20 protein-coding genes are annotated in these 20,675 nt (G+C 50.2%); 17 read left to right on the forward strand and 3 right to left on the reverse strand.

Translation table 11 applies throughout. The features are described from left to right. Positions 1 to 56 precede the first annotated feature (56 nt). The 15 genes from tsf to DWB84_RS04305 all read left to right on the forward strand — a co-directional run bounded on the left by tsf (position 57) and on the right by DWB84_RS04305 (position 15,082). Complete coding sequence (gene tsf, locus DWB84_RS04235) at positions 57 to 929, forward strand: translation elongation factor Ts (RefSeq protein ID WP_187408487.1); 873 nt, start codon at positions 57 to 59, stop codon at positions 927 to 929. A 111-nt stretch (positions 930 to 1,040) separates the two neighbouring features. Then, complete coding sequence (gene pyrH, locus DWB84_RS04240; RefSeq protein WP_187408488.1) at positions 1,041 to 1,772, forward strand: UMP kinase; 732 nt, start codon at positions 1,041 to 1,043, stop codon at positions 1,770 to 1,772. Further along, a complete protein-coding gene (frr, locus tag DWB84_RS04245) occupies positions 1,769 to 2,326 on the forward strand; it encodes a ribosome recycling factor (protein ID WP_187408489.1) in 558 nt (185 codons plus the stop codon). Before pyrH ends, frr begins: the two co-directional genes overlap by 4 nt. Before the next feature lie 58 nt (positions 2,327 to 2,384). Beyond that, entirely contained in the window at positions 2,385 to 3,089 is a 705-nt protein-coding gene (gene uppS, locus DWB84_RS04250) for a polyprenyl diphosphate synthase (protein ID WP_222868056.1), read from the forward strand. Beyond that, the gene (locus tag DWB84_RS04255) at positions 3,082 to 3,900 is read left to right on the forward strand and encodes a phosphatidate cytidylyltransferase (protein ID WP_370589663.1); all 819 of its coding nucleotides are present in this window, start codon (positions 3,082 to 3,084) and stop codon (positions 3,898 to 3,900) included. The genes uppS and DWB84_RS04255 overlap by 8 nt, the downstream gene beginning before the upstream one ends. A gap of 8 nt (positions 3,901 to 3,908) precedes the next feature. After that, complete coding sequence (gene ispC / locus DWB84_RS04260) at positions 3,909 to 5,096, forward strand: 1-deoxy-D-xylulose-5-phosphate reductoisomerase (protein WP_187408492.1); 1,188 nt, start codon at positions 3,909 to 3,911, stop codon at positions 5,094 to 5,096. Positions 5,097 to 5,123: 27 nt separating this feature from the next. Next, positions 5,124 to 6,476 carry an RIP metalloprotease RseP gene (rseP, locus tag DWB84_RS04265; RefSeq protein WP_187408493.1) on the forward strand — a complete coding sequence of 451 codons (1,353 nt, stop codon included), beginning with the start codon at positions 5,124 to 5,126 and terminating at the stop codon, positions 6,474 to 6,476. A 95-nt stretch (positions 6,477 to 6,571) separates the two neighbouring features. Next, the gene (gene bamA, locus DWB84_RS04270) at positions 6,572 to 9,202 is read left to right on the forward strand and encodes an outer membrane protein assembly factor BamA (protein WP_187408494.1); all 2,631 of its coding nucleotides are present in this window, start codon (positions 6,572 to 6,574) and stop codon (positions 9,200 to 9,202) included. Between the two features lie 77 nt (positions 9,203 to 9,279). Next, the gene (locus DWB84_RS04275; RefSeq protein ID WP_187408495.1) at positions 9,280 to 9,867 is read left to right on the forward strand and encodes an OmpH family outer membrane protein; all 588 of its coding nucleotides are present in this window, start codon (positions 9,280 to 9,282) and stop codon (positions 9,865 to 9,867) included. A 111-nt stretch (positions 9,868 to 9,978) separates the two neighbouring features. Continuing rightward, the gene (lpxD, locus tag DWB84_RS04280; RefSeq protein WP_187408496.1) at positions 9,979 to 11,031 is read left to right on the forward strand and encodes a UDP-3-O-(3-hydroxymyristoyl)glucosamine N-acyltransferase; all 1,053 of its coding nucleotides are present in this window, start codon (positions 9,979 to 9,981) and stop codon (positions 11,029 to 11,031) included. A 124-nt stretch (positions 11,032 to 11,155) separates the two neighbouring features. Then, positions 11,156 to 11,596 carry a 3-hydroxyacyl-ACP dehydratase FabZ gene (fabZ, locus tag DWB84_RS04285; RefSeq protein WP_187408497.1) on the forward strand — a complete coding sequence of 147 codons (441 nt, stop codon included), beginning with the start codon at positions 11,156 to 11,158 and terminating at the stop codon, positions 11,594 to 11,596. Between the two features lie 18 nt (positions 11,597 to 11,614). After that, a complete protein-coding gene (gene lpxA, locus DWB84_RS04290) occupies positions 11,615 to 12,397 on the forward strand; it encodes an acyl-ACP--UDP-N-acetylglucosamine O-acyltransferase (RefSeq protein ID WP_187408498.1) in 783 nt (260 codons plus the stop codon). A 105-nt stretch (positions 12,398 to 12,502) separates the two neighbouring features. Further along, on the forward strand, positions 12,503 to 13,750 hold the full coding sequence (gene lpxB, locus DWB84_RS04295; protein ID WP_187408499.1) for a lipid-A-disaccharide synthase: 1,248 nt from the start codon (positions 12,503 to 12,505) through the stop codon (positions 13,748 to 13,750). Further along, complete coding sequence (gene rnhB / locus DWB84_RS04300; RefSeq protein ID WP_187408500.1) at positions 13,747 to 14,331, forward strand: ribonuclease HII; 585 nt, start codon at positions 13,747 to 13,749, stop codon at positions 14,329 to 14,331. The genes lpxB and rnhB overlap by 4 nt, the downstream gene beginning before the upstream one ends. 190 nt (positions 14,332 to 14,521) lie before the next feature. Further along, positions 14,522 to 15,082 (forward strand): PilZ domain-containing protein, encoded by a 561-nt coding sequence (locus DWB84_RS04305; RefSeq protein WP_370589664.1) that lies wholly within the window; start codon positions 14,522 to 14,524, stop codon positions 15,080 to 15,082. Positions 15,083 to 15,127: 45 nt separating this feature from the next. On the opposite strand, the gene DWB84_RS04310 is transcribed toward DWB84_RS04305, so the two are convergent. Both DWB84_RS04310 and yciH read right to left on the reverse strand, forming a co-directional pair. Further along, positions 15,128 to 15,661, reverse strand: a complete 534-nt coding sequence (locus DWB84_RS04310) for an energy transducer TonB (RefSeq protein WP_187408501.1) — start codon at positions 15,659 to 15,661, stop codon at positions 15,128 to 15,130. A 90-nt stretch (positions 15,662 to 15,751) separates the two neighbouring features. Beyond that, the gene (yciH, locus tag DWB84_RS04315) at positions 15,752 to 16,081 is read right to left on the reverse strand and encodes a stress response translation initiation inhibitor YciH (RefSeq protein WP_187408502.1); all 330 of its coding nucleotides are present in this window, start codon (positions 16,079 to 16,081) and stop codon (positions 15,752 to 15,754) included. Positions 16,082 to 16,406: 325 nt separating this feature from the next. Here yciH and DWB84_RS04320 point away from each other — a divergent pair, with 325 nt between their 5' ends. Next, positions 16,407 to 18,569, forward strand: a complete 2,163-nt coding sequence (locus tag DWB84_RS04320; RefSeq protein WP_370589665.1) for an EAL domain-containing protein — start codon at positions 16,407 to 16,409, stop codon at positions 18,567 to 18,569. A gap of 25 nt (positions 18,570 to 18,594) precedes the next feature. Here DWB84_RS04320 and DWB84_RS04325 read toward each other — a convergent pair whose 3' ends face one another. Next, entirely contained in the window at positions 18,595 to 20,061 is a 1,467-nt protein-coding gene (locus DWB84_RS04325; RefSeq protein ID WP_187408503.1) for a M48 family metalloprotease, read from the reverse strand. A 226-nt stretch (positions 20,062 to 20,287) separates the two neighbouring features. Here DWB84_RS04325 and DWB84_RS04330 point away from each other — a divergent pair, with 226 nt between their 5' ends. After that, on the forward strand, positions 20,288 to 20,548 hold the full coding sequence (locus DWB84_RS04330; protein WP_370589667.1) for a sulfurtransferase TusA family protein: 261 nt from the start codon (positions 20,288 to 20,290) through the stop codon (positions 20,546 to 20,548). The last annotated feature ends 127 nt before the right edge of the window (positions 20,549 to 20,675 follow it).

Genomic DNA, 20,675 nt, shown 5'->3' on the forward strand with positions numbered 1-20,675 from the left:
CCCCCTTTTTCTTACGTATCTCTCCCATTTGAATACTGACGACAGAGGACTAAATCATGTCAATTACCGCTTCTCTGGTAAAAGAACTGCGCGAGCGCACTGGCCTCGGAATGATGGAATGCAAAAAGGCGTTGGTTGACTCCAACGGCGACATCGAACTGGCTATCGAAAATCTGCGTAAAGCAAGCGGCTTGAAAGCGGCTAAAAAAGCTGGTCGTACCGCAGCTGAAGGTGTGGTTCTGGCTCGTGTTGCAGACGATGGCAGCTTTGGCTTGTTGCTCGAAGTTAACTCTGAAACAGACTTCGTTGCACGCGACGACAACTTCCTCGGCTTTGCCAACACTGTTTTGGAAAAAGCTTACAGCTCCAAACAATCTGATGTGGCAGCTGTAATGGCTGGCGAACTGGAATCTGCTCGTGAAGCTCTGGTACAAAAAATCGGTGAAAACATCAGCGTGCGTCGCATCGCTGCAGTTTCTCCCGCTGATGGCGTAGTGGGCTCCTATGTTCACTCCAACAACCGCATCGCTGTGTTGGTGGAATTGAAAGGTGGTTCTGTTGAGCTGGCTCGCGACATTGCTATGCACGTTGCCGCGGTTAACCCTCAAGTGGTTGATCCGAGCCAAATGCCTGCCGATATCGTCGAGAAAGAGAAAGATATCATCAAGGCGCAGCCCGACATGGCTGGCAAACCAGCTGAAATCGTCGAGAAAATGGTGCAAGGCCGCATCTCCAAATTCCTGAAAGAAGCGAGCTTGACCGAGCAGCCATTCGTCAAAGATCCGGAAGTCACTGTAGGTGCGTTGGCGAAAAAAGCCGGTGCGCAAATCGTTTCCTTTGTGCGTTACGAAGTAGGCGAAGGTATCGAAAAAGAAGAGACCGATTTCGCTGCAGAAGTGGCTGCGCAGGTGCAGGCATCCAAGGGTTGATCGAGGCTTAACCTCTCGGTTCGACCGGATAATTTAAAGGCGGGAGGAGATCGCTTCTCCCGCCTTTTTGCTGTTAAACTGCCGCCAATTTTTGCTTCGGAGAAAGAGTCTATGGCTACCACCCGTGATCGCAAATATAAACGGATTCTGCTCAAACTCAGCGGTGAGCAGCTGATGGGTGATGAAGGATTTGGCATAGATCCCAAAGTGCTGGACAAAATGTCTCTGGAAATCGGACAGCTTGTCGGCATAGGGGTACAAGTCGGCTTGGTGATCGGGGGCGGCAATCTGTTTCGCGGTGCCGCGCTGCATAAGGCTGGGCTCGATCGTGTGACAGGTGACCACATGGGTATGCTGGCCACCGTTATGAATGCTCTGGCGATGCGTGACGCCCTGGAACGCTCCAATATTTCTTCCAGCGTTATGTCCGCTATTCCGATGAGTGGGATTGTCGAGCATTACGACCGCCGCCGCGCCATTCGTCTACTGGAAAACGGCGAAGTGGTCATCTTCTCTGCTGGAACTGGCAATCCTTTCTTTACAACGGATTCTGCGGCTTGCCTTCGCGGTATCGAAGTCAACGCAGAATTGGTTCTGAAAGCCACCAAGGTCGATGGCGTCTACAGCGCCGATCCAATGAAAGATCCCACAGCTACCCGTTATACGCACCTCAGCTACGACCAGGTTTTGGCCGAGAAACTCGGGGTGATGGACTTAACGGCTATCTGCCTGTGCCAAGAGCATAAAATGCCGGTGAGAGTATTCCGTATGGATAAGCCGGGAGCCCTGCTGAACATAGTCGTCGGGGGTGATGAAGGTACTTTGATTGAGGACATCGCATGATTAATGACATTAAAAAAGATGCTCAAGAAAGAATGAAAAAAGCGGTTGAAGTTCTTGGCGTGAACTTCAACAAAATCCGCACTGGTCGTGCACACCCCAGCATTCTCGATGGGGTAATGGTGTCGTACTACGGATCCGATACACCGCTGTCTCAAGTTGCCAATATCAGTGTTTTGGATGCGCGTACGCTGTCTATTAGCCCTTGGGAAAGAAAGATGGTCCCGGAAATTGAAAAGGCCATCATGAAGTCCGACCTGGGTTTGAATCCGTCCACAACCGGGGATTTGATTCGCGTACCTATGCCCGCCCTGACGGAGGAAACGCGCAAGGGCTTTATCAAACAAGCTCGCGCCGAGGCGGAGCACGCACGGGTTTCCGTTCGCAATGTTCGTCGCGACGCTAACAACCTGCTGAAAGACAAAGTTAAAAACAAGTTGATCAGCGAGGATGACGAGCGCAGGGCGCAAGACGAAATTCAGAAACTGACGGACAAGTACATTGCTGAAGTTGATGCAGCTTTGGCAGCGAAAGAAAAAGACCTGATGGAAATCTGACGGATTCGACGGGAGCTAATGGGTGAGTTCTGAGGCATTGCGGCATGTGGCCATCATCATGGATGGCAATAATCGATGGGCCAAGCGAGAAGGCAAGCAGGGCATCATGGGACATCGCGTTGGAGTTGAGCGTATTCGCGATGTGCTAGAGGTCTGTCGCAAGAATCAGATCGAAGTGCTGACCGTATTCGCCTTTAGCAGTGAAAACTGGCGCCGTCCGCCGAAGGAGGTTGAGGCCTTGATGGGGCTTTTCCTTAGCTATCTTCAGCGCGAAGCGCGCCGCTTGGCGGAAGAAGGGGTTCGGTTGCGGGTTATTGGCAACCGCAATCGTTTCAGCGCCAGTTTGCGCAATGCGATCGAAGAGGCGGAACGCACAGCGTCTCAAGGTGATTCGACCTTGGTCATAGCTGCCGATTACGGCGGTCAGTGGGATATGGCTCAGGCGGCTCGTCGTGTGGCGCAGGACGTTATGGAAGGGCGGTTGTCGCTTGATGATGTTGATGCAGATCGCATTGATCAGAACATGTCCACAACCGGTCTGCCGCCATTGGATCTTTTGATTCGCACCGGTGGCGAGCTTCGCATCAGCAATTTTTTGCTGTGGCAGGCCGCCTATGCAGAGCTTTATTTCACCCCATTGTTATGGCCGGAATTTGATGCGACGGCCATGGAAGCCGCGATTGCCGACTTCTATCAACGCCAGCGCCGGTTTGGCCGTACTGCCGATCAATTGGCATCCAGTAAGGGCGTTTTCAGTGCTTAAGCAACGAGTGATCACCGCTTTGGTGCTGGCTGCAGTTTTTCTCGGTGTGCTTTTTCTCTTCCCGCCGTTGGCATTTGCCGCGTTTGCCGCAGTTGCCGCCGCTATAGCTGCTTGGGAGTGGGCTAATCTCTGCCATCTTACGTCCACCAAGGCTCGGCTCATCTATGCATTTGTGATCCTTGGTGTGGGCGGAGGCTTGCTGGAGCTTTTGCGTGTATCGGATTTGATTACCCTGGATCAGCTGCTGTTACTGAGTTGTGTCTGGTGGGCGGTGGCGCTTTTGTTTGTGCAAGGGTATCCCAGCAGCGTGATTTTATGGCGTCACCAGATTATTCGAATGGTAATTGGGGCCTTGGTGTTGATTCCGGGATTTATTGCCCTGATCCATTTGCGCAACTTGGCAAATGGGCAGTGGTTGGTTATAGCGGTGGTATTGCTGGTGGCGGCGGCTGACATAGGCGCTTATTTTTCCGGGCGCCGATTTGGCCGGCACAAGCTCGCGCCGCAAGTGAGTCCTGGTAAATCCTGGGAGGGTGTTGCAGGCGGTGTGTTAGCCGTAGCGGTGTTGAGCATCGCGTATGCCTTGTCTCGCGGCGCATCTGTAGGAGTCATCTTGGCGCTGGCTCTTCCTGCGGCGCTCGTATCTGTTGTTGGGGATCTTCTCGAGAGTATGCTGAAGCGCTTTCGCGGCATTAAGGATTCCGGGCAGATACTGCCAGGGCACGGCGGAGTTCTGGACCGCATCGACGGCCTGGTCGCAGCAGTTCCTGTATTCACTCTGGCGGTTATTACTGCTAACAGAATGTTGTAGGAGACCTTATGCAGCGGCTAACTGTACTGGGCTCCACCGGCTCAATTGGGGTAAATACTTTGGATGTGGTTAGCGATCATCTTGACCGCTACCAGGTGTATGCCCTCGCAGCAAACAACAATGACGCCAAGTTGTTCGAGCAGATTGTGCGCTTTCAGCCCCGCTATGCGGTGCTGTGTGACGAAACAGCGGCGGCGCGGTTGCGCGAACGTACCAAAAGCGCGCACTTGTCGACCGAAATTCTGTGTGGCGAAAAAGAGTTGGTGAACGTCGCCAGCAATGCAGAAGTGGATACGGTTGTCGCAGCAGTCGTTGGTGCGGCGGGTTTACCAGCGACTATGGCTGCTGTGACAAGCGGCAAACGGGTTTTGCTGGCGAACAAAGAATCCCTGGTAATGGCTGGTCGTTTGTTCATGGAAGCTGTGCGTGAAAACGGCGCGCAGTTATTACCAGTGGACAGCGAGCACAACGCGATTTTCCAGTGTTTGCCGCAGCCTTTTGTCGATCTGTATTCCGCCGGGGTGCGTCGCCTCCTGCTCACAGGATCCGGCGGACCTTTTCGTGAATTTGAACTAGGCTCATTCTCTAGCATTACGCCAGAACAGGCGTGTGCACACCCCAACTGGAACATGGGGAAAAAAATCTCGGTGGATTCGGCCACCATGATGAATAAAGGGCTTGAATATATTGAGGCGTGTTGGCTGTTTGGCGCATCGCCTGAGCAAATTGAAGTTGTCCTTCATCCACAAAGCATCATTCACTCGATGGTGGAGTTTGTGGACGGTTCCGTGCTGGCGCAGATGGGACAACCGGATATGCGGACACCGATTGCTCACTGTCTCGCTTGGCCGGAGCGCATTAAAAATCGTGTTTCCAGTCTGAACTTTTTGCAGTTGGGAAGTCTGAGCTTCGGCGCGCCGGACCCGCAGCGGTATCCATGTTTGTACGCCGCAGTCACAGCTTTCAAAGAGGGCGGAACAGCACCCGCAGCACTGAACGCGGTCAATGAAGTGGCGGTAGCCGAGTTCCTGGCAGGTCGTATTCGTTTCACCCAGATTGCCGAAACCGTCGATCAGGTCATGCAGGGGTGGCAGTCCTGGGAGCCGCGAGATCTCGATTGCGTAATTCAAGCCGATCAGCTAGCTCGAGTGCGAGCCAAAGAAACATTAATGGCACGCGCTTGTGCGGTGTCGTGACATTTGAAGACTAGGTGGTAGAAGTTCATGGATCTAATCCAAACCATTGCAGGCTTTCTGGTCGCTCTATTCATACTGGTGAGCGTGCACGAGTTTGGGCACTTTTATGTGGCTCGTTTGTGCGGTGTAAAAGTGCTGCGTTTTTGTATCGGCATGGGCAAACCATTCTGGTCATTCCGTGATCGCCATGGTACAGAGTTTGGCCTCGCGCCAATTCCGTTGGGTGGTTACGTCAAAATGCTCGATGAGCGAGAAGTGGATGTCCCGCCTGAAGAGCGCCATCTCAGCTACAACGGCAAATCCGTATGGCAGCGCATCGCTATTCTGAGTGCCGGGCCGCTGGCCAATTTCCTGCTCGCATTAGTGATCTTTTTTGTCTTGTTGTTATCGTCCGGCAGTGTCGGTATAGCGCCTGTTGTTGGATTGGTCGAGAAAGACTCTCCTGCCGATAAAGCCGGCTTGGAAATCGGGCAAGAAATCGTGGCGGTCGATGGGGTTCCCACCCCGACGAGCCAAGCAGTAATGGAGCGTTTGTTCATGCGCTTGGGGGAAACGGGTATTCTCGAATTGCGCGTAAGACAAACGGATTCTGATCTCTACTACGACCTTAATATTCCCCTGAGCAGCTGGTTGAGCGATGCACGGGATCCCAATCCAATCGAGGGGCTGGGGTTCGATTTTTATCTACGATCAGTGATATTTGGGGACGCTCAGCCCGGCACCCCCGCCGAACGCGCAGGCCTGAAGGCCGGCGATGTGTTGCGCACGGTCAACGGCGAAGTTCTGCCTGGCGTTGATCATTTTATAAAGTTGATTCGCAGCTCCGTAGGTCAGCCGCTGGATATTGAGGTCCGTCGCAATGATGAAACCGTGCGCTTGTCGGTGGTGCCTGAGATGAAGACTTTGGACGATGGTACTCAAGTTGGGCAGATAGGCGTGGCATTAGGTTACGGCCCGTGGCCGCAACATCTGATACGACAGGAATCCTATGGCCCATTGAAAGCAATGTGGCTGGGATTTAATCGCACTATAGACACCTCCGTGTTTGTTCTTGTCTCCCTGAAAAAACTGATCGTCGGCGAAATTTCGACGAAGAACTTGAGCGGCCCTATTGGCATTGCTAAAGTGGCGGGCGATCACGCCAGGGCAGGTTTAGTGTATTTCGTTGAATTTCTTGCGATTCTCAGCGTTTACCTGGGTGTTCTGAACCTGCTGCCCATCCCCGTTTTGGACGGTGGACACATTCTCTACTCCATTGCTGAAGCCATTAAAGGAAGCCCGCTTTCGGAGCGGGTGCAGATGTTTGGCTATAGCCTCGGCCTAGTGATTTTGGCCGGTGTGATGGTAATGGCTTTTTACAACGACTTGCTGCGGTTGTAACTCAACGTGCGAGTCGCGCATTAACAATAAATTTCCAACCAGAAGAATTCATTTTGTCTGTGAAACCACTTGCCAAGTTTAAGAAGAAATCGTGTTTGATTGCACTGGCGGTCGCATTGTCTGGCCATGTTCAGGCGAACAGTTTCCGCATAGAGGACATTCGGGTGGAGGGATTGCAGCGGGTATCCGCTAGCCCTGTGTTCGCTGCTCTTCCCATAGCATCGGGTGATTTTGCTGACGCTGAATCCATTCGCACAGCAGTGAAATCGCTTTTTGCCACTGGTTTTTTCGATGACATCGAAGTTTTGCAGGATGGCAATGTCGTTATCTTTCGCGTGAAAGAACGGCCGACCATTAGCGAGATTACCATTAAGGGTAATAAAGCGATCAAAACAGAAGCCCTGATGGACGCCATGAAGAAAAATGATCTGGCGGAAGGGCAGATCTTCCAACGTGGAACATTGGACATCATCCTTAATGAGTTGGAACGTCAGTATGTAGCACAAGGCCGCTATTCGGCAGACGTAACTGCCAATATTGTCGATTTGCCGCACAACCAGGTCAAAGTCGAAATTCAGGTGGATGAAGGCAAAGTAGCCTCCATTAAGCACATTAATATCGTCGGTAACGAAGTATTTAGCGATAAAGAACTATTGGAGTTGTTCGAGCTAACGTCTACCGGCTGGCTTTCCTGGATCACGAGCGACGACCGCTATGCGCGGGAAAAACTCAAAGGTGATATAGAGAAACTGGAATCATATTATCTGGACCGCGGATACCTGGATTTTCGTGTGGTATCTACGCAGGTGTCTCTCAGCCCCGACCAAAAATCTGTTTATATCACCCTCAATATTCATGAAGGCGATGTTTATACCGTTAATAAAATAGATTTGGCTGGTGAATTGATTGTTCCGGAACAACAAATTCGCCAGCTGGTTATGTTGCGAGAGGGTGCAACTTTTTCGCAGGTTCTGATGACGTCTACATCAGAATACATGACCAGTCTATTGGGTAATGCCGGTTATACCAATGCTGAAGTAAAAGGAATTCCAACTCCAAATCCCGAAACCAAAACTGTTGACGTAACGTTTTTTGTTAACCCATCGCAACGGGTGTACGTGCGCCGTATTGAGTTTAGAGGTAATACAAAAACCCAGGACGAAGTGTTGCGACGTGAAATGCGCCAGATGGAAGCATCTTCTGCTTCCAATGCCAAAATCCAGCAAGGAAAAGTTCGTCTCGAGCGCTTAGGCTTTTTTAAAGAGGTTAACGTTCAAAATAAGGAAGTGCCCGGCGCGTCTGACCTTATTGATGTGGAATATACCGTTGAAGAGCAGCCTTCTGCTTCCATTAATGCCAGCATAGGCTACAGCCAAGGATATGGACTTCTATTGGGAGCATCCCTGCAACATAACAACTGGCAGGGAAGTGGTAAGCAAGTGGGAATTTCGGTTAACCATAGCCAATATCAAACACTGTATAACTTTTCCTATGTCGATCCCTATTTCACCCCTGATGGCGTGAGCCGCGGTATCAGTCTGTACTACAGCGCTCGCGATTACGCCAAAATTAATGTCGCTTCCTATACAACAGATACATACGGTCTAAATTTCAGTTTTGGTTATCCGATTTCGGAAATTCAACGCTTGAATTACACCTTTGGCTACAGCCATCTGAGTGTAAAAACGGGTAGCTATACCGTTCAGGAAATTCGCCGCACTCCGTTCGAGCTGGATTTGACAAGCAGACCGCAATTTTATGTAAAGGCCTCGGATCTAGCGAGGCTTAATGACCTTTTGGGGGGCGTTCCCGTTGAGGACGTGAGTTTGCCGGTTGGTGTTGTAACGGAAGATATGCTGGTAAGCACACCTCCAGGATTCGTTGATATTTACGGCGATGAATTTGACAGCTTTACCGCTGGTATTTCCTGGATGCGCAACACATTAAACCGCGGCATCATGGCCACTCGCGGCAGTAAGCAGACTTTGACATTGGATGTTTCTGTTCCAGGAAGTGACTTGGAATACTATACGCTTCAGTATGAAGGGCAGATTTTTGTGCCTTTGACGCAGCAGCTGACTATGCGCTTCCGGACATCGCTGGGTTATGGTGACGGATACGGCAGTATGGATCGACTGCCTTTCTTCAAGAATTTTTATTCCGGTGGGTTTGGCTCTGTTCGCGGGTTCCGTCGCAGTTCTCTCGGACCCCATGCATCGTCATACGGCAACTATATAAGCGATTACACCGATTATTTGGCCTTCGACAGCAATGGTGATGGCATCAACGATACCTACCAAGAGACCGGCGCTGCCTATGTGTTGTGTGATCAAGCGTTGACGAATTCGCAGGGTCGTCAGCTGTGTGGTGAAAATGAATTGATGCGTAGTTACGGCTCTTTATATACGCGCAACAGGGCATTTGGTGGCAATATGTTGGTTGAGTTCGGTGCGGACTTAATTTTTCCGTTGCCATTTATTGATGACCAACGCTCGTTCCAAACGTCGCTGTTTCTCGACGTGGGCAACGTATTTGATACTGAGTGTAGCGAAACACAAGTCAATTGCTACAGCTTTGATGCAGATGAGTTGCGTGCGTCTGTCGGTATTGGTCTGAACTGGCTGTCTCCTATGGGGCCGTTGACATTCAGTCTGGCAAAAACTCTGAAATACAACGAAAGCGATGACCGAGAAGGATTCCAGTTTTCTTTGGGAGCGCCGTTCTAGCGCTATTTATTCGTGATTCTGCTGCACCATATAAAACCTACAGCGGACCAATAAAACAAATTTGAGGAGTATTGATAATGCGTATCGCAAAAATGATCATGGCGGGATTGATATTCAGTTTCGCTCAAGTGGCTTTCGCAGCGGGTGCGACAAAGGTTGCTGTTTTGGATGTTGAAGCATTGGTGTTGGGTTCTGAGGCTGGTAAAAATGGTATGGCCCAGCTGGAGAAAAATGCTGAGTTCGCCACCTTAAAAACCAAATTGGATAATCTTGAAGCGGAATTAAAAACCTTGGACGAACAGGGAAAAACCCAAGGTTTGACATGGGGCGAAGACAAGAAAAAAGAACATCGTGAAAAGATGGCGAACATTGCCAACGAGCGCCGCGAGACAATGGCGATGCTGTCGCGTGGGCAGGAAATGGTTTACGTCCAACTGTTGAATGCCATGCAGCCCGCAATTTCAGCAGCTTTGAATGCTGTAATGGCAACGGAAGGTATCGATTTGGTTTTGGATAGCAAAACCGCAGTATTTCGCTCTCCGACATCTGATATTACTCTGATGGTTTTGGATCGGCTGAACAAAATAAATGCAGAAGCGGCTGAAAACGCAAAAAAATCCGCTAAAAGTAATGAAAAAGCCAAAGACACCAAGAAGAAAAACTGACGCCTAGTATGGCAATGGAAGAGTTTTGTTAGGGACGTCGTTTGATGATGACAAATCCTGCAAAGCGTTTTGTCTGTTGCTCTTAAAACTCCGTTATCGGTAGTCAGACATATGAATAACAGCTTTACATTGCAGCAGCTTGCGGAAATTCTGCAGGCGAAATGGATTGGCGATCCGGACTATAAAGTCATTGGTATCGCCAGTTTGGATAAGGCTGAGCCGCATCATTTATCTTTTTTAAGCAAGAAAAAATATGAGGGGCATTTACACAGCACCCGCGCTGGGGTCGTGATTGTCAAACATGACGTTTCTGTGCCGGAGCGGTTGAATGCCCTGATAGTTCCGGATGCCTATTTGGCCTATGCCAAGGTAACCAAATTATTTTGCCGCCGTGTAAAACCGCAGGCTGGTATTCACCCTGGTGCTACGGTCGATCCTAGAGCAGTGGTGCCACCTTCTGTTTCAGTTGGTCCCGGTTGCTATATCGGCCCTAACGCGGTTATAGGGGAAAATACGGAAATCCACGCAGGCGCCGTCATTAGCGCAGGCTGTCGTATAGGGGTGGATTGCATCATTTATCCCAATGCGGTGATTTATCACGATGTCGTTTTAGGGGACAGAGTCACCATTCATTCCGCAGCAGTAATCGGTGCTGATGGTTTTGGTTTTGCTCCATCTCGAGAGGGGTGGGTAAAGATTTATCAGCTCGGCAGTGTGCGTATAGGAAATGACGTAGAAATCGGTGCGAGCTCTACCGTGGATCGTGGTGCAATTGATGATACTGTTATTGAAGACGGGGTCATTATTGATGATCAGGTTCATGTCGCACACAACTGCAAAATTGGCCGCAATACTGCGATCGCGGGTTGTACAGGAATTGCAGGAAGCACAGAAATTGGTGAGAACTGTCTGATCGGTGGTTTGGTTGGTATAGGCGGACATTTAAAAATCGCCGACAATGTGCAGTTTAATGGCAGCACAGCTGTGACCAAATCGATTACCGAGGCGGGCATATACTCATCGGGTACGGTGATTCAGGATGTGCACACTTGGCGAAGAAATGCGGTGCGATTCGGTCAGCTGGATCAATGGGTCGAACGGGTTAAGAATTTGGAAAAACATGTTTTTCCCGAGCAGGAAGCTAACTCAAACAAGTCGGATTAACTAGAAGCTATTGCAAAATGCCCGTGCTTGGCTGATTTGGGGATGGCTTCTATATACATGAATAAAACGCCTGCTGGGTTATGCTGGTCGGGCGCAATGAGAATTTATTTTTGGGGTTAGTCGTATGATGGATGTCAATCAAATTCGGCGCTATCTGCCGCATCGTTATCCTTTTTTGTTGCTTGATCGCGTCGTTGAATTAAAAGAAGGCGAATCCATCGTTGCGTACAAGAATATTACGATCAACGAAGATGTATTTAACGGCCACTTCCCCGATTATCCTGTTTTTCCTGGCGTGATGATTTTGGAAGCTATGGCGCAAGCCTGCGGTGTGCTCGGCTTTAAAACCATGGATAAAACTCCTGAAGACGGTTCGATCTATCTGTATGCCGGAATTGATGACGCGCGTTTCAAAAAGCAGGTGGTTCCTGGCGACCAGCTTTTTATTGAAGCCAAAATCATTTCGGAAAAGCGCGGTATTTGGAAGTTCGAATGCGTCGCTAAGGTTGATGGTCAATTGGCTGCGAGCGCGACAATCATGTGTGCAGATCGCAAAGTATCCTAACGGGATGAAGCTCTGCTTATGAATAAGAGTGACATTGATCCTCGTGCAGTCATTCATCCCTCAGCAATTTTGGGTGAAGGTGTTTCCGTTGGCCCATTTACGGTTATTGGACCCGATGTGGAAATTGGTGAAGGTACCACCATCGAATCCCATGTCGTGATAAAAGGGCCCACGAAAATTGGTCGATTCAATAAAATCTTCCAGTTCTCCACTTTAGGTGAGGCGACTCCGGATCTGAAATATAAGGGAGAGCCTACTACGCTGACGATTGGCGATCACAATGTCATTCGCGAAGGCGTAACGATTCACCGGGGCACTATCCAAGACCGCGGCGACACCTTGATCGGCAATCACAATCTCTTGATGGCCTATGTACATATAGGCCACGACAGCGTCATAGGAAATCATTGTATTTTGGTTAACAACGCTGCCTTGGCCGGCCATGTTGTTATTGACGATTGGGCGATTTTGAGCGGCTACACCCTGGTGCACCAATTCTGCAAAATCGGTGCGCACGCTTTTACCGGAATGGGGGCTGCTGTCGGTAAGGATATTCCCGCTTTTGTGATGGTGGCTGGTGCTCCGGCCGCTGCGCGCAATATCAATGTCGAAGGGTTGAAGCGCAGAGGGTTTACCAAAGAGGATATCGCGGCTCTGAGCCACGCGTATAAGACCTTATATCGACGTGGCTTGACCATCGACGAGGCGTTGGTGGAGCTGCAAGAGCAAGCGTTGCACAATGCCCATATTCAGACGCTGATCGATTCGCTCAAAGCTTCTACCCGCGGCATAGTGCGCTGAACAAAACATTGCGTTTGGTTCAGCGCATCCAGCGCTGGGACGGTTAAAACTCGCCAAAGATAATCCGCAAATCATTTATTTAGTCCGAGAATCGTGGCAAACGTTATGTCGCAGCAGGACCAGAATTCTTTATCAGACCAAGAGAACGTAATTGCGCTCGCTCAGGCTGCAGACTCTGTGTCTGTAGAGGAATCAAAAGGGCCTCTGATCGGAATTGTCGTCGGTGAAACATCCGGCGATATGTTGGGGGCAGGTTTAATCCGGGCGCTGCGTGTGCATTTCCCCAATGCGGTTTTTCAGGGAATCGGTGGGCCGAAAATGTTGGCGGAGGGATTTGATTCGCTCTTTCCGCAAGATCGTTTGGCGGTGATGGGGCTTGTCGAACCCTTGGCTCGGTTGCCGGAACTGCTGAACATCCGCCGCCGTTTGCGCAAGCATTTTCTTGCTAATAGACCAGCCGTTTTTATCGGTATCGACTCACCGGATTTCAATCTTGACCTGGAACTGTCGCTCAGACGCGAGGGAATAAAGACGGTCCATTATGTAAGCCCGTCGGTATGGGCGTGGCGTCAGGGGAGAATCAAAAAAATCGCGCGCGCAGTGGATCATATGTTGGCACTGTTGCCGTTCGAAGCGGATTTTTATCGTGAGCACAAGGTGCCGGTAACCTATGTGGGGCATCCGCTCGCTGATCAAATTCCGCTAGAACCAGACCCAGCTGCGGCTGTGCAAACCTTGGGATTGGGTGAGCGAGCCGACAATAAAAAAATCATTGCATTAATGCCGGGCAGTAGGTCAGGAGAAGTCGCTCGCATGGGGCCGGTTTTCTGGCAGATGGCTGAGTATTGTTCTTCGAGACAGAAGAATCTGTTATTCCTGGTTCCCTCAGCAAATAAAGAGCGCCACGAGCAACTGAGTGAGCAGCTTAAGGCTCTGTCACCGCAGCTACCTATAGAGTTAATCGAGGGGCGATCTCATCAGATAATGGAAGCGGCTGATGTTGTTGTGATGGCCTCTGGCACGACTACATTGGAAGCTATGTTATTTAAACGTCCGATGGTTATTGCCTATAAATTGACGACGCTGACATTTTGGCTGTTGTCGCGGCTGGTAAAGGTCAAATATATAGGCTTGCCCAATTTGTTGGCTGGCAAAGGTATTGTCCCGGAGTTTATCCAAGACAGGGCCACGCCTGTCGCCATAGGTGATGCCGTATTAAATTATCTAAATAATCCGAGCACCACCAAAAAACTATTGAGTACGTTTACGGATTTGCATCTGGCTCTTAAAAAGAATGCAGACGAAACGGCAGCTTCAGCCATTGCTGATTTGATTAATCGGGGCGAGAAATGAAAGTGCGTATTTTGGCCGGCGTTGACGAAGTAGGGCGTGGACCACTGGCAGGTGACGTGCTTGCAGCAGCGGTTGTATTGGATGAGCGCCGTCCTATTGCCGGACTGGCAGACTCCAAAAAATTGTCAGAGAAGAAAAGGGAAGCGCTGTACGAAGAAATTCGCGAAAAGGCGGTTAGCTATTGCATAGCTAGGGCAACCGTTGCAGAGATTGACCAGTTGAATATTCTTCACGCCAGTTTGCTGGCAATGAAACGCGCTGTCGAAGGATTGCATTTACAACCGGATCACGTCCTGGTGGATGGCAATAGGTTGCCTAAATGGCAATATTCGAGCGAGGCTGTCATTCAGGGCGACGCTTCTGTGGCTGCTATCAGCGCTGCGTCGATTTTGGCGAAGGTCACAAGGGACCGGGAAATGGTCGTGCTCGATGATCTCTATCCCGGTTACGGTTTTGCCGAACACAAAGGCTATCCTACCCGTGCGCATCTTTCTGCTCTTCAAGCACTTGGACCTAGTGCAATTCACCGCAAGGGTTATGCTCCGGTACGACAGCTAATGGTACAGGAATCTCTTTTCTAAATCGGCGCAACATTTGTCGCGCCGATACTCCTCATTATTTATTTCGACGACAAATTTTTTGAATCGCGACATTATTTTCAAAATTTGATGTTGCGGTCATTTTTTGCGCTATAACTTTATGTAGCCCCGGTTGTCGAGAAATCTATTGGTATCATGACCCGGGTAAAAAATAAAAATATTGGACTGCAGAGTGAATACAGCGAAGCCAGTGCAGTTACCCAAAGAAAATTCCAGGCCCGCCTGGTGGACCGCATGGTTCGGATTGTACCGGGAATGGTTGCAACAACTCCTGTTACCTACGGAAGAGTCTGTTATGCGCCGTTATATACGTCATCCCTCCGATATCCCCATAGATTTTCAAGTTGATGAAAGCGAGCCACGCGTGGTCCGGCGAATGCGCGACGTCAGTGCGGGCGGGTTATGTTTTACAGCCGATCGCCCGATGCAGAAAGGCGCGCGCATTCGCATAAATATACCTTTACTGCGTTGTGCCGAGGACAGTCCTCCCGATATGACTGAGTCCTTTAAGGCAGAGGGCATAGTGGCGTGGTGTCGCAAAGAAGGGGAGAACTACGCTATTGGAGTTCAATTTGCTGATCAATCGACGCAATTTGGGCTGCGTATGGTTGAGCAGGTGTGTCATATCGAGCATTACAGATATGACGTTTTGCAGGAAGAGGGAAGAGTATTAAGCAGTGAGGAAGCGGCGCGTGAATGGGTCGAGCGTTACGCGGCGGAATTTCCGCGGTAGTTGGTAGTGCGGTCACTGTCGGTGACCGCATCAAGTAATTTATTTTCAGGCCGCAACTAAAAGCCGGTCGTAGCGCTGACTTAGCAAGTCGTAAAACTGCTCTCGCAACGTCAGGATCGCGGTTTTCAGATCGGCAATTTCCTGTTCGGTAATATCTTGTCGTCCCACATAAACCTGCTTGCGAAATAGAGCGATGCGGGCACCGTAGAGCCGCAAAGTTTTCTCCATGGCTTTTTCACCCAACATCAATAACTTCGCTTCTGCATCCGCGAGTTTGCGGAATTCTTCAACCAATTCTGTGTTGGCTTTTTCGAGTTCCTGTTTGCGCGCTGCAGGCCAGTTCTTGCCGAACTTGGTGGACTCTATAACCAGCGCGGAATAACGGGCGAAACAGTGATTGACGGTGCCGACCGATGCGGATATTTCTTCCAGCAGCTCAATCCGACGATTGGTGTAGGGGGCATTTTGGGGGTTGGCCTGTTTGCGGTGATACAGCCATGCAGTAGTCAGGGTTAATGCGCCGCCCAGGCCAACTTTTAAAGCAGTGTCAAAAATGGGCCAGATTTCTGTAAAGCTCATGGGGCTTTGACTCCTCTCCCGTCAAAAAAATGGCGATAAAAATGATTTGGAAGAGACAAAGCAAGAACCTAACCAGCCTGGCATTTCTCTTTATCCGCCGGCGATTTTTACTTTAAAACCTTTCTTTTCCAGAATCGGTTTTAGCTTTTCCCTTTGCTCGCCCTGAATTTCAATAACCCCATCTTTGACAGTCCCGCCCGTTCCACAGGCCTGTTTCAGTTCTTTGGCGAGGTTTTTTAAGCCTTCTTCATCCAGGGGAAGCCCCGTGATGAGGGTCACCCCTTTGCCGCCGCGCCCTTTGGATTCGCGCTGCAGGCGGACGACGGAATCGGCAGGGGGAATAGGTGCAGCATCTTTGGGTTTGGGCTGTTTAATGCGGCCAGTTTCAGTGGAGTACACCAAACGCGAGGAGTCCTTCATAAATTCTCCGGACATGGTTAGAAAATCGCACCGAGTATAACCTCAGCAAAGCGGCAGGGTTAGTCTCAGAGAAATGCAGAGGTGCCTTTTGAAAAATTTGACTATAAGTTTTAGGAATTAAAAGTCACATTTCATGCTTTTTAAGTTGCGTATTGACAGGGTTGGCTATACTGAAAGTGTTTGTGTTTATTGTGGCGACAGTACAGAAGGATTCATTGACTGTCCGACCAATTCCCTGGTGTCAACGGCTGGGACAGCCGCTACCCTCATAATCGCCGTGCAGCAATCGCTATAACAATATCTGCCGCAGTAGGGTAACTCTGGTGTGACGAACCCAAATGAAATGATTTCATCGGAATTTACCGGTGCCGCGTTCGGTGCGTATCAAACCAATCACGCGCTCAACGTGCTTTTGAATTCCATGCGGGAAATCGTCCTGTATTTTGATCGTTGGGGCGTAATCCGGCATGCGAATGCCCGGGCGTATGAGTGGCGCAAAGACGGCCAGCTCATAGGTAAAACATTTGTCGAGATAGCCCCGTGCTGGGATGATCCAGCTGAGCGCCAGCGGGAGATCATGCAGGTGTATCGGACGCGTCGGCCGCAATTGGAATCGCGCGAGCGCGCTTTGGAAGAATGCGGTGACTGCTGGTTCCGGGTCGACAAAATTCCGACGACCGATGAGTGCGGTAAAGTCGATGGTGTCATGGTTGTCATCAGTGATATCACACAATCTGTGCGGCGCGAGCTGGCGATCAAAGAGAGCGAAGCTCGCTACCGCGCCTATATTGCCAACAGTCCAGATGCGATCTGGCGCTACGATATCTGCCCCCCCATCAATACCCGTCTCCCCATAGAACAGCAGGTCGATTTAATTCTGAAGCGTGCGGTGCTCGCCGAGTGTAATGAAAAGTTGGTGCGGTTGTACGGTGTAGGTTCGGCGTCCCATCTCATTGGCTTACCGATCTACCACAATGGCTCGCCAAATCTCAGCGCTGACATCACCGATTTTGTGCAAAACCGCTATCGTCTTGAAGATCGCGAGTACGAACATTTGGATAGCTCAGGGCAAGTGATGTCGTTGCAAAGCAGCGCTATCGGAATCGTCGAAAATGGATTTCTTACCCGGGTATGGGGAACAACACGAAATATTACGGATAAATGCCGTTATCTCGCCAGAATGGAATACCTCGCCAATCATGATGTGCTGACGGGGTTGCCCAATAGAAGTGTGCTATATCGCACCATGAATAAGGCACTCAAGGAGCGCGGCGATGAACAAAAAATGGCGCTGTTGTTGATCGATTTGGATAGATTCAAGGAAATCAATGATACGCTCGGGCATCTGGCTGGCGACAAAGTTCTCAAACAATTGGGGCAGCGCCTGCAGTCAATGCTGAATGAAACAAAAGGTTTGGTGGTGCGATTGGGCGGCGATGAGTTCGCGATTTTTTTACCCAATTTACGCAATGCACAGCAAGCTGCCATATTGGCCCACAAAATCCTCGACAGTATTTCGTTGGTATTTGAAGTTGAGGGTTTGCGCACGGAGATTTGTGCAAGTATTGGGGTTGCGATTTGTCCTGATCAGGCGCAGGACGTCAGTGCTATGATGAGGTTTGCTGACGTAGCCATGTACAGGGCCAAAACCTGTTTGCAGGGAGTAGCCGTCTACGATTCCGCGTTCGATCCTCACTCTCCCAAGCGTCTTGAATTAATGGGAGCTTTAGGGCGCTCTATTCGCGAGAATCAATTAATTTTGCATTTTCAGCCAAAAATCCAGCTGAGTTCAAACAAGGTTTATGGTTTTGAAGCCTTGCTGCGCTGGAATCATCCGGAACTCGGATTTATTCCGCCGAATGATTTTATTCCGATTGCCGAGCACTCCAACCTTATTTATCCCATGACGCTCTGGGTATTGGAAAATGGCATTCGCCATTGCAAGCAATGGTTGCAACAAGGATTTCATATCAGCATGGCGATGAATTTATCTGCGCGCAATTTGCTGGATGATCGAATTGCCTTGGATTTAAAGCGCCTGTTGCGCGAATATGAAGTTCCAGGACATTTGGTGGAGTTGGAAATTACTGAAAGCACCATTATGTCCGATCCAAGTCGCGCGGAAGCGGCGCTCGCGCGGATTCATCGTTTGGGTGTTAAATTGTCGGTGGATGATTTTGGTACGGGATATTCATCGCTCGCTTATCTCAAGCGATTGCCTGTACAAACATTGAAGATTGACTCGTCCTTTGTGCGCTCCATGTTAAATGATGAGCAGGACGAGATTATTGTTAACTCAACAATTAATCTCGCTCACAACCTCGGATTGCGGGTGGTGGCGGAGGGTGTAGAGAGTTCGGCGATTTACCAAAAGCTCGTGGATCTCGGTTGTGATGAAGCCCAGGGTTTCTATATGGGACGACCATTGCCAGCGCCGGAGGCAGAGCGCTGGTTGAAGGAATCGATTTGGGGATTGTGCGAGACTTAAGCCCGCTTTTCCTTTGCAAATTTATTTATCTAAATTGGCTGTTTTCTTTAAGTTTTCTTACGTCTAATAGACGTTGTTCTATTCTTGCGCGGGCTTGAAAATCTTTTTCATCGGTTAAGCGCAGTGCATTGCGCAATTGAATTTCCGCTTTGTCGTAAATACCTTTCAGCAAAAAATATTCTGCGCGGGCTTTGTGTACGTCGAGAATGTGTCCGGCCAAGCCGTGCACCTCGGCCAGCAAATACCAGACATAGGAATTGCTGGGATGTCTTTTAACGTGTTCCATTAAAAGTGCTTCGCATTGGATATAGCGCCCCGATTCCATCAGTATTTCGGCCAAGCGCACGTTTAATGGATGATTGGCTGGTTGTTGGGCGAGTGCAGAGCGCAGTACGTCAATCGCTTGCTCCCAATTTTCCTCTTTGGCCGCAATGTCAGCTTCCGCCACTGCTAGGATTGCGCGATTATTGGTCATGGTTTTAAGGCGCTCCAAGGCTGAGCGGGCACCTTTGATATCGCCGTTGCGAATCCGCGCCAGCACCAGGCCGTAGTGCGCGGTCAGTGGTGACATGGTTTGATAGCGGTCCACTTCCTCTTCAAATCGTTTTGCTGCGCGTGCGGAGCTGGTTTCGAAATGCAACATAACGCGCGCGCGGAGCATCTGGTATTCCTCGTCGGGCTCCACATGTTTCTTCGGATATCGTTGTGCCCGGCTTGCAGAGTCCGAAATCCGCGCTTCGGTCAACGGGTGGGTTAGAAAAAATTCAGGTACCCGAGTTTGATAGCGGGTGGATTTGATCATCTGCTCAAACATATTGGTCATGGCATGAGGATCAAATCCCGCGGCAGTGAGAGTCTGCATGCCAATGCGGTCGGCTTCGATCTCCATTTCCCGGCTGAACCTCAGCGAAGACTCAACAGTGGCGGCCTGGATCGCGGGAATCGCAGCAATTCCGACATCGCTATTACCCGCTGCCAGCACCACAAGGCTGGCCAGGAGGGCGGCCAATCCTACGGTTGAGGTGGTTTTTTGTTGCTGTACTCGCCGGGCATAGTGGCGTTGGCTCAAGTGTGCAAGCTCGTGCGCAATGATGGAGGCGAGTTGATGCTCGTTTTGTGCTGTGAGAAAGGTTCCGGTATTGACCCCTACGATCCCGCCGGGAGCGGCAAAAGCGTTTAGCTGAGGGCTGTCGAGTACGATCAGTTCCAGGCGCTTATCCTGCAGGTCGCTGTAGTTCGCTACTCGCTGGATGAGCGATGCAAGATAGGATTCGATGAACGGGTCCAGGGATGTTGGCAAAGCGGCGCGGTAGAGTCTGATCAGCTCTTGGCCAAGTGCATACTCTTCGGAGACGGAGATCAATCCTGCGCTGCTTTCACCCAGCGAGGGCAATTGCAGTTCGGCCTTATCAACGACTGCCCAGGCCTGCGCGAACAAAGCGTGCAGGATGAAAAGAAATATCACGTAGAATGAAGCGCGACGCCGAACCATAACCAACCTTTGTTAAATGCGAGCGAGGGATAGGCTTGGTTCCGGGTTCAAACGAACCGGGAATTCCCCGTACGCGGCGAACTAATGTAGCCAGCTGTCGCCTGCTTGACCAGATCGCATGAAAAAAACTGATATTGATCGTTATGCGATAACAAATAAAGCCTACAAGATCGCAATGAATTAAGTTGCGCTGCTTGAGACCATTCCGTAACGGAGAGATTCCATAGTGTCCAACCCGATTGATCTGCCTGCCGGCTCCCCACCTATCGAGATAGATCTGAATGCCTGCGGGCTTCGCTGCCCATTGCCCTTGCTGAAAGCCAAACAAGCGCTCAACCAAGTGGCTTCCGGGAGCTATATCCGGGTTCTGGCGACCGATTCCGGCTCGGTCCGGGATTTTCACGCTTTTGCGGAGCTCAGTGGCAACCAGCTGTACTCATTCCGTGATATCGACGGAATCTATGAATATATATTGTTGAAAAAGTAGGTGCGGTTGCGATTACACTGGGAGCGTTGCAGGCGGTGCAGCATCTTCGAGTGATTATCTGCCAGCTGTTTCGTGGGAAAGAGGGGCTGCCCTGAAGGCGCCGGGACTGCTGCAATGCAGCGAAAAC

It is taken from the genome of Saccharophagus sp. K07 (assembly GCF_014336955.1).
Classification (GTDB): Bacteria; Pseudomonadota; Gammaproteobacteria; order Pseudomonadales; family Cellvibrionaceae; genus UBA5868.

Bases quoted from the DNA above. Each gene is read 5' to 3' on its own strand.
- tsf (WP_187408487.1), top strand. From the start codon at position 57: ATGTCAATTACCGCTTCTCTGGTAAAAGAACTGCGCGAGCGCACTGGC.
- pyrH (WP_187408488.1), top strand. From the start codon at position 1,041: ATGGCTACCACCCGTGATCGCAAATATAAACGGATTCTGCTCAAACTC.
- frr (WP_187408489.1), top strand. From the start codon at position 1,769: ATGATTAATGACATTAAAAAAGATGCTCAAGAAAGAATGAAAAAAGCG.
- uppS (WP_222868056.1), top strand. From the start codon at position 2,385: ATGGATGGCAATAATCGATGGGCCAAGCGAGAAGGCAAGCAGGGCATC.
- ispC (WP_187408492.1), top strand. From the start codon at position 3,909: ATGCAGCGGCTAACTGTACTGGGCTCCACCGGCTCAATTGGGGTAAAT.
- rseP (WP_187408493.1), top strand. From the start codon at position 5,124: ATGGATCTAATCCAAACCATTGCAGGCTTTCTGGTCGCTCTATTCATA.
- DWB84_RS04275 (WP_187408495.1), top strand. From the start codon at position 9,280: ATGCGTATCGCAAAAATGATCATGGCGGGATTGATATTCAGTTTCGCT.
- lpxD (WP_187408496.1), top strand. From the start codon at position 9,979: ATGAATAACAGCTTTACATTGCAGCAGCTTGCGGAAATTCTGCAGGCG.
- fabZ (WP_187408497.1), top strand. From the start codon at position 11,156: ATGATGGATGTCAATCAAATTCGGCGCTATCTGCCGCATCGTTATCCT.
- lpxA (WP_187408498.1), top strand. From the start codon at position 11,615: ATGAATAAGAGTGACATTGATCCTCGTGCAGTCATTCATCCCTCAGCA.
- lpxB (WP_187408499.1), top strand. From the start codon at position 12,503: ATGTCGCAGCAGGACCAGAATTCTTTATCAGACCAAGAGAACGTAATT.
- rnhB (WP_187408500.1), top strand. From the start codon at position 13,747: ATGAAAGTGCGTATTTTGGCCGGCGTTGACGAAGTAGGGCGTGGACCA.
- DWB84_RS04310 (WP_187408501.1), bottom strand. From the start codon at position 15,661: ATGAGCTTTACAGAAATCTGGCCCATTTTTGACACTGCTTTAAAAGTT.
- yciH (WP_187408502.1), bottom strand. From the start codon at position 16,081: ATGAAGGACTCCTCGCGTTTGGTGTACTCCACTGAAACTGGCCGCATT.
- DWB84_RS04325 (WP_187408503.1), bottom strand. From the start codon at position 20,061: ATGGTTCGGCGTCGCGCTTCATTCTACGTGATATTTCTTTTCATCCTG.